The following is a 12,817-nucleotide window of genomic DNA, read 5'->3' as shown; positions in this document are numbered from 1 at the left end:
TTCGCGACACAATGCCAACCAACATGAACGTTTTTCCTCACAAGCCAAGGTGCGACCAAACGTCGCACAAATGTAGTTTTACTACTACTCGTGTCGTGTAAAAGCATGAAATGCGAAAGCAAATGTAGTAAAACTACAACGCGCCGGAAGACACCCCGGTAATCCAAGAATTCACGACGTCTGCCCATAAGGCCAGTCGCAATCTCAGGCAATCGATTCTGGTTGCCTTTCCGCCCTGGAGCAAGCCATGCAAGACCTCGATCCAATCGAAACCCAGGAATGGCTGGATGCCCTGGAGTCGGTCCTCGACAAAGAAGGCGAAGACCGCGCTCATTACCTGATGACCCGTATGGGCGAGCTGGCCACCCGTAGTGGCTCCCAGCTGCCGTATGCGATCACCACGCCATACCGCAACACCATCCCTGTCACCCACGAAGCACGCATGCCTGGCGACCTGTTCATGGAACGCCGCATTCGCTCGATGGTGCGTTGGAACGCGCTGGCCATGGTCATGCGTACCAACCTGAAAGACTCGGACCTGGGCGGACACATCTCTAGCTTCGCCTCCAGTGCCACCCTGTACGACATCGGCTTCAACTACTTCTTCCAGGCCCCTACTGAAGAACACGGCGGCGACCTGGTCTTCTTCCAGGGCCACGCTTCGCCTGGCGTCTACGCCCGTGCCTTCATGGAAGGCCGTATCAGCGAAGACCAGATGAACAACTTCCGTCAGGAAGTGGACGGCAACGGCCTGTCTTCGTACCCGCACCCATGGTTGATGCCTGACTTCTGGCAGTTCCCGACCGTTTCGATGGGTCTGGGCCCAATCCAGGCGATCTACCAGGCACGCTTCATGAAGTACCTGGAAGCCCGTGGCTTCATCCCGGCCGGCAAGCAGAAGGTCTGGTGCTTCATGGGCGACGGTGAGTGCGACGAGCCGGAATCCCTGGGTGCAATCGCCCTGGCCGGCCGCGAGAAGCTGGACAACCTGATCTTCGTCATCAACTGCAACCTGCAGCGCCTCGACGGCCCGGTTCGCGGCAACGGCAAGATCATCCAGGAACTCGAAGGCGTGTTCCGTGGCGGTGGCTGGAACGTCAACAAAGTCGTCTGGGGCCGTTTCTGGGACCCACTGCTGGCCAAGGACACCAACGGTGCCCTGCAGCGCCGCATGGACGAAGTCATCGACGGCGAATACCAGAACTACAAAGCCAAAGACGGCGCGTACGTTCGCGAGCACTTCTTCAACACCCCGGAACTCAAGGCCATGGTCGAAGACCTGTCCGACGAAGAGATCTGGAAGCTCAACCGTGGCGGTCACGACCCGTACAAGGTCTACGCGGCGTATCACCAGGCTGTGAACCACAAAGAGCAGCCGACCGTCATCCTGGCCAAGACCATCAAGGGTTACGGCACCGGTGCTGGCGAAGCCAAGAACACCGCGCACAACACCAAGAAGGTCGACGTCGACAGCCTGCGTCACTTCCGTGACCGCTTCGACATCCCGGTCAAGGATGCCGACCTGGAGAACCTGCCGTTCTTCAAGCCGGAAGAAGGTTCTGCCGAAGCCAAGTACCTGGCCGAGCGCCGCGCAGCCCTGGGTGGCTTCGTACCGCAGCGCCGTGCCAAGAGCTTCAGCGTGCCGACCCCGCCACTGGAAACGCTGAAAGCGATCCTGGACGGCTCGGGCGACCGCGAAATCTCCACCACCATGGCCTTCGTGCGTATTCTGGCGCAGCTGGTCAAGGACAAGGACATCGGCCAGCGCATCGTCCCGATCATCCCGGACGAAGCCCGTACCTTCGGTATGGAAGGCATGTTCCGCCAGTTGGGTATCTACTCGTCGGTCGGCCAGCTCTACGAGCCAGTCGATAAAGACCAGGTGATGTTCTACCGCGAAGACAAGAAGGGCCAGATCCTCGAGGAAGGCATCAACGAAGCCGGCGCCATGTCGTCGTTCATCGCTGCCGGTACCTCGTACAGCTGCCACAACCAGCCGATGCTGCCGTTCTACATCTTCTACTCGATGTTCGGTTTCCAGCGTATTGGCGACCTGGCCTGGGCCGCTGGCGACAGCCGCACCCGTGGCTTCCTGATCGGCGGTACCGCCGGCCGTACCACCCTCAACGGTGAAGGCCTGCAGCACGAAGACGGTCACAGCCACATGATGGCGGGCACCATCCCGAACTGCCGCACCTACGATCCGACCTACGGCTACGAGCTGGCGGTGATCATCCAGGACGGCATGAAGAAGATGACCGAAGAGCAACAGGACATCTTCTACTACATCACCGTGATGAACGAATCCTACCAGCAGCCAGCCATGCCGGCCGGTGTCGAGGAAGGCATCATCAAGGGCATGTACCTGCTGGAAGAGGACACCCGCGAAGCCGCACACCACGTACAGCTGATGGGCTCCGGCACCATCCTGCGCGAAGTCCGCGAAGCCGCGAAGATCCTGCGTGAAGAGTTCAACGTCGGTGCCGACGTGTGGAGCGTCACCAGCTTCAACGAACTGCGCCGCGACGGCCTGGCCGTGGAACGCGCCAACCGCCTGAAGCCTGGCCAGAAGCCACAGCAGACCTACGTCGAGCAGTGCCTGAACGGTCGCAAAGGCCCGGTTATCGCCTCTACCGACTACATGAAGCTGTTCGCCGAGCAGATTCGCCAGTGGGTACCGAGCAAAGAGTTCAAAGTCCTGGGTACCGACGGTTACGGTCGCAGCGACAGCCGCAAGAAGCTGCGTCACTTCTTCGAAGTCGACCGCCACTTCGTGGTGCTGGCTGCCCTGGAAGCCCTGGCTGACCGTGGCGAGATCGAACCCAAGGTTGTTGCAGACGCTATCGTCAAGTTCGGTATCGACCCGGACAAGCGCAACCCACTGGACTGCTGAGGAGTATTTTTAAGTGAGCGAACTCATTCGCGTACCTGACATCGGCAGCGGTGAAGGTGAAATCATCGAGCTGTTCGTCAAGGTCGGTGATCGTATCGAGGCTGACCAGAGCCTGCTGACCCTGGAGTCCGACAAGGCCTCCATGGAAATTCCGGCGCCCAAGGCCGGCGTCATCAAGGAACTGAAGGTCAAGCTGGGCGACCGCCTGAAAGAAGGCGACGAGCTGCTGGTCCTGGAAGCCGAGGGCGCCGCTGCTGCGGCCCCTGAGGCACCGGCCGCTGCCGCTGCTCCGGCTGCGGCGCCAGCGCCAGCCGCTGAAGCCGCTCCTGCTGCTCCAGCCGCAGCCCCGGCTGCTGCCAGCGTGCAGGACATCCACGTGCCGGACATCGGTTCGTCGGGCAAGGCCAAGATCATCGAAGTGCTGGTCAAGGTCGGCGACACCGTCGAAGCCGACCAGTCGCTGATTACCCTGGAGTCCGACAAGGCTTCCATGGAAATCCCGTCGCCGGCTGCCGGCGTGGTCGAAGAAGTGCTGTGCAAGCTGGAAGACGAAGTCGGCACTGGCGACCTGATCTTCAAGCTGAAAGTGGCGGGTGCCGCCCCGGCTGCCGCGCCGGCACCGGCTGCTGCTCCTGCACCAGCCAAGGCTGAGGCTGCTCCGGCTGCCGCACCTGCCGCTGCAGCCCCGGCTGCTGCCCCTGCACCGGCTGCTACCGCACCGGCCGCTGGCAGCAATGCCAAGGTTCACGCAGGCCCTGCTGTTCGTCAGCTGGCCCGTGAATTCGGTGTCGAGCTGGGTGCAGTTGCTGCCACCGGCCCGCACGGTCGCATCCTGAAAGAAGACGTGCAGGTCTACGTCAAGGCCATGATGCAGAAGGCCAAGGAAGCGCCGGCAGCCGCCGGTGCGACCGGTGGTGCTGGCATCCCGCCGATCCCTGCCGTGGACTTCAGCAAGTTCGGTGAAGTGGAAGAAGTGGCCCTGACCCGCCTGATGCAGGTCGGTGCTGCCAACCTGCACCGCAGCTGGCTCAACGTGCCGCACGTGACCCAGTTCGACTCTGCCGACATCACCGAGCTGGAAGCCTTCCGCGTTGCGCAGAAGGCCGTGGCCGAGAAAGCTGGCGTGAAGCTGACCGTGCTGCCTCTGCTGCTCAAGGCCTGCGCCTTCCTGCTCAAGGAACTGCCGGACTTCAACAGCTCGCTGGCGCCAAGCGGCAAGGCCATCATCCGCAAGAAGTACGTGCACATCGGCTTCGCCGTGGACACCCCGGACGGCCTGCTGGTCCCTGTGATCAAGAACGTCGACCAGAAGAGCCTGCTGCAACTGGCTGCCGAAGCCGCTGCACTGGCCGAGAAGGCGCGCACCAAGAAGCTGTCGGCCGACGAGATGCAAGGCGCTTGCTTCACCATCTCCAGCCTCGGCCACATTGGCGGCACCGGCTTCACGCCGATCGTCAACGCGCCGGAAGTGGCTATCCTGGGCGTCTCCAAGGCGACCATGCAGCCAGTCTGGGATGGCAAGGCCTTCCAGCCAAAGCTGATGCTGCCGCTGTCGCTGTCCTACGATCACCGTGTGATCAACGGCGCTGCCGCCGCGCGCTTCACCAAGCGCCTGGGCGACGTGCTGGGCGATATCCGCACCATGCTGCTGTAAGCCAGCACACTGCCCCTCCTTGCGAGGGGCAGTACCCTTTTCGAGCTGCCACGCTCGTACCTCAACCCCGTCGATTGGCGGGGCTTTTTTTTGCCTGGAAAAAGCTGGGAGGGCTTCGCCCTCCTTTCGCGACACAAGGCCGCTCCCACAGGCAATCGCAGTCCACATTGTGGGAGTAACTGTCTTGCTCAATTTCTAAAAGCTGGCGCGATCCCTGTGGGAGCGACCTTGTGTCGCGATGGGCCGCAAAGCGGCCCCAAAATCTCCAGCCAAACTGCAGAATCGGCCACGTCAGCCGATAACCTGTCCACAGCATCAAGCATGGCCGCTTGCCAGCCCTCGGGACATGATGCAACCTTGCCAAATCCGCCGCAGCCACAAGGCAGCGTTCCCTCTTCAAGCGAGTCTTCGATGAAAAGCCAACCCGATGCCGCCAGCCGTGTGGCGGCCGAGGTCGTGACACAGTTACCCGTGCCCTCGCGGCTCGGCATGCTGCGTTTCGAAAGGCTCAACGAAGCCACCTGGGCCATGCTCTACCTTGACCCAGCCTGTGAGCGCCAGTTCGGCCTGAAAACCGGCGAGTTGTGTGCCCTGATTGACGCGCCCTACGCCAGCCTGATGGAACCCGAAGCACGCTACCGGCTGCACGACGAAATCCAGTTGCAACTGGCCCAGCGCGGCTACTATCGCGTGCGCTACACCCTGCACACGCCGAGCACCTCGCTGCGCCTGCTGGAAGCGGGTGAAGCCTACAAGCAACACAACCGCCAGCTGTTGCGCGGCTACCTGAGCGTGCTCGACGACCAGCAGGAAGAGGCCGGCGAACCCGGCGCCAGCGACCTGGAGTCACGCAACAACCGCCTGCAACTGGCCCTGCAGCTGAACCAGCGCACGCAGCAAGAACAACTGGAGCACCTGGAGCGGGTGCGCGGCCAGCAGGACCTTATCCTGCGCCTCGCCCGCCATCGCTACAGCGCGGGCAACTCGCTGCTCGAAGCGGCCCAGCTGATCACCCAGAGCGCCTGCGAAATCTACAAGGTCGACAGCGCCAGCATCTGGCACCTGGAAGACCAACGCCTGGAACCGATCATCGCCTGGTACCGCGACGCACAGGAGCACCGCCAGCCCGAAGCCATCGATGCCAGCCGCTTCCCCGACTACCTGGATGCACTGCACGCAAGCCGCGCCATCGACGCTCACAACGCCGGCCACGACCCGCGCACCCGCGCCCTGGCGCAAAGCATGCGCCCGGAAAACAAGGCCATGCTCGACGCCAGCATCCGTGTCGATGGCCAGGTGATCGGCGTGTTGTGCCTGGAGCAAACCGGCCAGCCACGGGCCTGGCAGTCGGACGAGATTGCCTTTGCCGGCGAGCTGGCCGACCAGTTCGCCCAAGTGATCACAAACCACAAACGACGGGCCGCGGCCAGCGCCCTGCACCTGTTCCAGCGTGCGGTCGAGCAGAGCGCCAGCGCCTTTCTGCTGGTGAACCGCGACGGCCGGGTGGAGTACGTCAACCCCAGCTTCACCGCCATCACCCAGTACAGTACCGACGAAGTGCAGGGCCGCCAGCTGGGCGAGCTACCGGCCCTGGAGAACCTCAGCGAACTGCTGTTCGACTCGCCGTCGAGCCTGGCCATGGGCAACAGTTGGCAGGGCGAGTTTAAGAGCCGGCGCAAAAACCTGGAGCCGTACTGGGGCCAGTTGTCGATTTCCAAGGTGTACGGTGACAACCGTGAGCTGACCCACTACATCGGCATCTACGAAGACGTCACCCAGACCAAGCTGGCCCAACAACGCATCGAACGCCTGGCTTACACCGACAACCTCACCAACCTGGGCAACCGCCCGGCGTTCATCCGCAGCCTGGACGAGCGCTTCGCCCGCGATGGCGAAAGCTCGATGTGCCTGCTGCTGGTGGACATCGACAACTTCAAGCGCATCAACGACAGCCTAGGCCACCAGACCGGCGACAAGCTGCTGATCAGCCTGGCCAGGCGTTTGCGCAACAGCCTGCACAGCGGCGGCATCCTGGCGCGCTTTGCCAGTAACGAGTTCGCCGTGCTGCTCGACCACACCAGCCTTGAAGATGGCCAAGGCGTCGCCCAGCAGTTGCTGTGCACCCTCGACAAGCCGATGTTCGTCGACAACCAGCTGATCAACGTCACCGCCTCGGTAGGCCTGGCCTGTGCACCGTTGCACGGCGTCGACCCGGCCAGCCTGATGAAGAATGCCGGCCTTGCATTGCACAAGGCCAAGGCCAACGGTAAACACCAGGTACAGGTGTTTACCGAAGTGCTCAACGCCGAAGCCAGCTACAAGCTGTTCGTCGAGAACAACCTGCGCCGTGCCCTGACCCAGAATGAGCTGGACGTGTTCTACCAGCCCAAGCTGTGCCTGCGCAGCGGTCGCCTGCTGGGCCTGGAAGCGCTGCTGCGCTGGAACCACCCCGAACGCGGCATGATCCGCCCGGACCAGTTCATCAGCGTGGCCGAGGAAACCGGCCTGATCATCCCTATCGGCAAATGGGTAGTGCGCCAGGCGTGCTGCATGAGCCAGCAACTGCGCAAGGCCGGCCTGGGCAACCTGCATGTAGCCATCAACCTGTCGCCCAAACAGTTCTCCGACCCGGACCTGGTGGCGTCGATCAGCACCATCCTCAAGGAAGAAGCCCTGCCCCCGCACCTGCTGGAGCTGGAGTTGACCGAAGGCCTGCTGCTGGAAGCCAGCGAAGACACCCACCGCCAGCTGGACGAGCTGAAGGCCCTGGGCCTGACCTTGGCCATGGACGACTTTGGCACCGGTTATTCGTCGCTGAGCTACCTGAAGAAGTTTCCGATCGACATCCTCAAGATCGATCGCAGCTTCATCAACGAAATCCCCGACAACCAGGACGACATGGAAATCACCTCGGCGGTGGTGGCCATGGCCCACAACCTGAAGCTGAAGGTGGTGGCCGAAGGGATCGAGACGCCGGAGCAACTGGCATTCCTGCGCCGTCACCGCTGCGATGTGGGCCAGGGCTACCTGTTCGACCGGCCGATTCCCGGGCGCGAGCTGGCCGAACGGCTGAAGCGCTATCCGCGTGGCCCGGTGGCCTGACAGCTGCGTAATCCTCGGGCACTATAGAAGCCATTCGGGCCCTTTCGCGGGTTTACCCGCGAAGGCCCCAGCCCCCATCTCAATGACATACAGAGGAACGGCCATGGTCCTGCGTTCGGAAATCCTGGTGAACAAAAACGTCATGCCAACTGCGGAACAGGCCCTGCCTGGCCGCGAAACGCCAATGAGCCTGCCCGAGTTCCACTACGTCTTCAAAGACACCCCGCTGCTCGGCCCGTTCTTCGAAGGCGCCATCGACTTCGCCATCTTCGGCCTGGGTTGCTTCTGGGGCGCGGAGCGCCGCTTCTGGCAGCGTGAAGGTGTGGTCAGCACCGTGGTCGGCTACGCCGGCGGCTTCACCCCGCACCCTACCTACGAAGAAGTCTGCTCGGGCCTGACCGGCCACACCGAAGTGGTGCTGGTGGTGTTCGACAAGGACAAGGTCAGCTACCGCGAACTGCTGGCAATGTTCTGGGAGCTGCACAACCCGACCCAAGGCATGCGCCAAGGCAACGACATCGGCACCCAGTACCGCTCGGCCATCTACTGCACCAGCCCGGAACAGCTGGAACAGGCCAAGGCCAGCCGCGACGCCTTCCAGGCCGAGCTGAGCAAGGCCGGCTTCGGTGAGATCACCACCGAAATCGACCAGGCACCGACCGTCTATTTCGCCGAGGCCTACCACCAGCAGTACCTGGCCAAGAACCCGGACGGCTACTGCGGCATCGGCGGCACCGGCGTGTGCCTGCCACCCAGCCTGCAAGGTAACTGAAGCATGAGCACGATGACCCTGTTCCACTCGCCGTTGTCGCCTTTCGTGCGCAAGGTCATGGTGGTGTTGCACGAGACCGGCCAGCTTGAGCGTGTGCAGCTGCAGCCGGTGAACATCAGCCCGGTGAGCGGCGACCCGCAGCTCAACCAGGACAACCCGATCGGCAAAATCCCGGCCCTGCGCCTGGAAGACGGCACCGTGCTGCACGACAGCCGGGTGATCTGCGAGTACCTCGACCTGCAGCACGTTGGCCTGCCGCTGCTGCCGCGTGAAGGTTCGGCGCGCTGGCGGCGCATGACCTTGGTATCACAGGCCGATGCGATCATGGATGCGGCGGTGTCGAGCCGGTATGAGAGCTTCCTGCGGCCAGAAGACAAGCGCTGGGATGGCTGGCTGCAAGCGCAGGGTGACAAGATCCGCCGTAGCCTGGCCAACCTGGAGCAGGAGCACTTGCCGGAGCTGATCTCCGGCTTCGACCTGGCGGCGATTGGTGTGGCCTGTGCGCTGGGCTATCTGGATTTGCGTCAGCCCGGATTTGGCTGGCGTGAGCGCCAGCCTGGGTTGGCGGCGTGGTATGCCGAGGTGGTCAAGCGGCCATCGATGGTCGCTACAGCGCCAGTGGCCTGAGGGCCCCTTCGCGGGTAAACCCGCTCCTACAGGTTTTCCACAGTGTGCGCTATCTGTGGTGGGCTTGTGGGAGCGGGCGTGCCCGCGAAGGCCTCACCTCGGTATCACAGGAAACAACAGCCCGATCCTGAGCGCCAACCAGCGCCCGATCTCTCTATCCTCCCTCATGCCGCCCTCCCCACACGCGCCCAGTCCAGCCGCCGGGTCAGCACCATGAACACCCCAAGCAAGCCGAAACACAACAGCGACCCCATCAGCAGCGCATAGTCTTCGGCACTCAGCAGCCCGAAGAGCAGCGCGTACAACGCCGCCAAACCCGCTGCAAAACCCACCCCTCGCACCAGGCTGCGCAACACATGGCTCAGGTAGAAGCCGATCAGCATCACACAGGCTGAAGCCGACAGCCCATACGCCAGACCAAAGCCAATGTGCTCGGACAACGAAAGCAGCAGCAGATAGAAGAACGCCAGCGCCACGCCCACCAGGATGTACTGCACGGGGTGCACGCTCAGGTTCTTCATTACCTCGAACAGGAAGAAGCCGGCAAAGGTCAGGGCAATGAACAACAACGCGTATTTGATTGCCCGCTCGCTTTTCAGGTACTGGTCCACTGGGTCTATAAAACTCACGCCAAAGCTGCGCTCACTGAAATCCGTACACTGCCCGGCGTTAGCGCACTGGCGGATGGCATCCTCAAGGTTGGTGGCAAAGAACGAGGTTTGCCAATGGGCACTGAAGCCTTGAGCATCGATTTCGCGGCGGTTGGGCAAGTAGTTGCCGACGAAGCTCGGGTGCGGCCAGTTGGCGCGCATGTCCACGCTGCTGGTACGGCCCACGGGGACCACGTGCAACTGGCCGGTACCTTGCAGCGCCAGGTCAAAGCCATAACTGAACGCTCGCGCCTGTAGCCCGTCCAGCCCCGGCAGGCTGGCGTGTACGCCGCCGCGCATCCAGTCGAGCTGGGTGCCGGGCTCGAACGGCACTTTTTGCTCGTCCATGCTCAGCTCCAGAGCACTTTCGATACCGCGGATATCACTGATGCCCACCACCAGGAACGGCGTGTCGAAGCGGTAGTCGTCAAAGTCCTTGTCGATGCCCCAATGCGCCGGGAGCTTGAAGCGGCCGCTGATACGGCCTTTGGTGTGAAACAACCGCGCCTGGTAGATGCCTCGGGCGCGCAGTTCGGTGTCCACACCCAGGTCGGCGTCGAAGGTTTCCGGCAGGAAGTACAGGTGGCCGGCGATGGTGCTGGTTTCCTGGGTACGCTCACCGTCCTTTTCGATCCAGCGGCGCTGGTACTTGCGGTACGGCACCACCAGCAGCGGGCCGCTGAGTTGCTGGTCGAAGCTGGTGCTCTGGGCAATATCGCGCAACACGCCGTCGCGCATGGCCTGGCGTTCGTCGATCAGGCCGTTGATCAGCAGTAGCGGGATGAGCAGCAGCAACATCAGCATGGCGATCATGCCGAGTTTGAAACCGAGGGTCTTGTTCATGTGGCCTCCTGTGGCATTGGGCGCAGTGTCTGCGCCTTGCATGGAGGCTTTGTGGAGCGCGTGTGTGATTTACGTGTATTTGGGGCTGCTGTGCAGCCCCGGCTGTCTCAGCTGATGCGCCGCACCGGCAGCCACAACCGCACCCGCACCCCGCCATCGACGTTGTCCACCGCCAAGGCTCCGCCATGCAGCTGCATCACCTCGGCCACGAAGTTCAGCCCCAGCCCGGTACTCTTGCGCCCGCTCCCGGGCCGCGGCAGCGAGTAGAACCGCTCGCTGACCCGCCCGATGGCGTAGGCCGGTATCGCTTGCCCCTGGTTGAACAAGCTCAACGCCACCCGTTCGCCATCGCGCTCCAGGTCGAACAGCAGCGTGCCACCTTCCGGAGTGAAGTCCAGTGCGTTGTCGAGCAGATTGGCCAACGCCTGGCGCATCAGAAAAGGATCGCAGAGCAAGCGCAAAGTGGCAGGCACCCGCTGACGTACCTGCAAACGGGCGCCTTCGATACGCGCCGCATGGGCCAGCAGCAACTCATCGACCAACGCCGCCAGCGCCACCTGCTGCTCGTCCTCCAGCGCCTGCATCTGCTCGACCCTGGCCAGGTTGAGCAGCCGCTCGATCATCTGTTGCAACCGCTCGCTCTCGCGCTCGATATTGCCGGCAAAGCGTGCCCGCTGATCAGCGGGCATATCCTCGCCCTGCAACAGCTCGGAAGCACCACGGATGGCCGCCAGCGGGCTTTTCAGCTCGTGAGTCAGGGTGTGCACGTAGCGCTCGACATAGGCCTTGCCTTCCAGCTGGGTGCGCATGCGTTCCACTGCCTGTGCCAGGTTCGCCAGCTCGCCGCCCTTGTAATGCGGAAGCTCCGCACGTTCCCCTTCGCTGACCGCCTGCGCATAACCTGCCAACTTGCGCAGCGAGCGCGCAAGCCACCACGACAGAGCCGCGCCGATCAGCAAGCCCAGGCCGATCAGCCCTAGCCCCAGGGTGAGCAGGCGCCGCTCGGAGCGGTCGATGTAGGGTTGCAATGAGCTATTGGGCTTGGCGACGGTGACAACGCCGATGATCTTGCCGTTGTCGATGATCGGCGCGCCAACGTGCATCACCGAGGTGCTTTCGTCGTTGGGGTCGCTGCGGGTGGAGCGGGCGCCATACTGGCCTCGCAGGGTCAGCAGCACGTCATTCCACTGCGAGTAATCCTTGCCCAGGGCCTCGCCACTGGAGTCCAGCAACACGATGCCCTTGGCGTCAGTGACGTAGATGCGGTGGCTGACCTGGTTCTTGGCCAGCCCCCAGATCTGTGCGCCTGGGCTGCGCGAGCCGTAGGCCTCGAGCACCTCAGGCAGGCGGCCCTGGTTCAGGGTGCCGGCCTTGACGTCATCCCGCAGGATTTCTGCCAGCAGGTTGGCAGTGTCTACCAAGGTTTCTTCGGAGGATTGGCGCACTACCGGGCGAATCTGTTCGCGTACGGTATTGAGCAAGAAGTAACCGGCCAAGCCGACGAACAGGAAGTACACCAGAAAGATGCGAATGCCCAAGCGCATCAGGCGTGCTCCGGGCTATAGCTGTAACCGAGGCCGCGATGGGTCTGGATCGGCTCGGCATCACCCGCTACCTGGCGCAGTTTGGCGCGCAGGCTCTTGATATGGCTGTCGATGGTGCGCTCATAGCCCACGTCGGAGGCCACGCCCAAAGCGTCGAGCAGCTGTTCGCGGCTGAACACCCGCTGCGGTTGTTCGAGCAGGCATTGCAGCAAGCGGAACTCATGCCGGGTCAGCGTGAGCGGCTGGCTGCGGTAGGTGATCTGCATGCGCAAGGTGTCGAGCTGGAACAAGGTGGTTTCGCCGACAACCTCGGCCCTCGGTGCCATGCGTTTGAGGATCGCCCGAACGCGCGCTGCCACTTCACGAGGGCTGAATGGCTTTACCACGTAGTCGTCGGCACCGATTTCCAGGCCCACGACGCGGTCGATTTCACCGTCCCGGGCGCTGAGAAACATCACCGGCACCTCGGTGAACCGGCGCAGCTGGCGACAGGTTTCGAAGCCACTGATGTCGGGCAGGCCGATGTCGAGGATGACCAGGTCGGCCGGGCGCTGGCGCTGCTGGTCGAGGGCGGCACTGCCCAGGGTTACCCACTCAGTGCTGTGACCGTCGGCCTGCAGGGCGTAGACCAGGGTGTCGGCGATGGCGGCTTCGTCTTCGACGATGAGGATATGAGGCATGGCGTCCGGCCTTGCGGTTTTGAAGGTTGGCACATTTCAGTGTAGGAGCGGG

General features: G+C 62.8%; 8 protein-coding genes. 5 read left to right on the top strand and 3 right to left on the bottom strand.

Annotated elements, in window-relative coordinates; genetic code table 11:
• Positions 1–247 precede the first annotated feature (247 nt).
• From aceE to KW568_RS01585, 5 genes are all read left to right on the top strand, one after another.
• Entirely contained in the window at positions 248–2,893 is a 2,646-nt protein-coding gene (gene aceE / locus KW568_RS01605) for a pyruvate dehydrogenase (acetyl-transferring), homodimeric type (RefSeq protein WP_003255651.1), read from the top strand.
• A 13-nt stretch (positions 2,894–2,906) separates the two neighbouring features.
• The gene (gene aceF, locus KW568_RS01600) at positions 2,907–4,547 is read left to right on the top strand and encodes a dihydrolipoyllysine-residue acetyltransferase (RefSeq protein ID WP_003255652.1); all 1,641 of its coding nucleotides are present in this window, start codon (positions 2,907–2,909) and stop codon (positions 4,545–4,547) included.
• Between the two features lie 411 nt (positions 4,548–4,958).
• Positions 4,959–7,649: a bifunctional diguanylate cyclase/phosphodiesterase gene (locus KW568_RS01595; RefSeq protein ID WP_004576364.1), complete on the top strand. Its 2,691-nt coding sequence runs from the start codon at positions 4,959–4,961 to the stop codon at positions 7,647–7,649.
• A 103-nt stretch (positions 7,650–7,752) separates the two neighbouring features.
• Positions 7,753–8,421: a peptide-methionine (S)-S-oxide reductase MsrA gene (msrA, locus tag KW568_RS01590; protein ID WP_003255654.1), complete on the top strand. Its 669-nt coding sequence runs from the start codon at positions 7,753–7,755 to the stop codon at positions 8,419–8,421.
• 3 nt (positions 8,422–8,424) lie between these two features.
• Positions 8,425–9,048: a glutathione S-transferase gene (locus KW568_RS01585; protein ID WP_003255655.1), complete on the top strand. Its 624-nt coding sequence runs from the start codon at positions 8,425–8,427 to the stop codon at positions 9,046–9,048.
• A gap of 164 nt (positions 9,049–9,212) precedes the next feature.
• On the opposite strand, the gene creD is transcribed toward KW568_RS01585, so the two are convergent.
• From creD to creB, 3 genes are all read right to left on the bottom strand, one after another.
• Positions 9,213–10,541: a cell envelope integrity protein CreD gene (gene creD, locus KW568_RS01580; protein WP_004576363.1), complete on the bottom strand. Its 1,329-nt coding sequence runs from the start codon at positions 10,539–10,541 to the stop codon at positions 9,213–9,215.
• A gap of 107 nt (positions 10,542–10,648) precedes the next feature.
• Positions 10,649–12,085, bottom strand: coding sequence for a two-component system sensor histidine kinase CreC (gene creC / locus KW568_RS01575; protein ID WP_003255662.1), 1,437 nt, complete (start codon positions 12,083–12,085; stop codon positions 10,649–10,651).
• On the bottom strand, positions 12,085–12,765 hold the full coding sequence (creB, locus tag KW568_RS01570) for a two-component system response regulator CreB (RefSeq protein WP_003255664.1): 681 nt from the start codon (positions 12,763–12,765) through the stop codon (positions 12,085–12,087). Before creB ends, creC begins: the two co-directional genes overlap by 1 nt.
• Positions 12,766–12,817: the final 52 nt, after the last annotated feature.

The sequence above is a fragment of the Pseudomonas sp. HD6515 genome (genome assembly GCF_024971855.1).
Lineage (GTDB): Bacteria > Pseudomonadota > Gammaproteobacteria > Pseudomonadales > Pseudomonadaceae > Aquipseudomonas > Aquipseudomonas alloputida.
The sequence above is the reverse complement of the archived record's forward strand: the minus strand, read 5'-3'. Positions and strand labels throughout refer to the sequence as shown.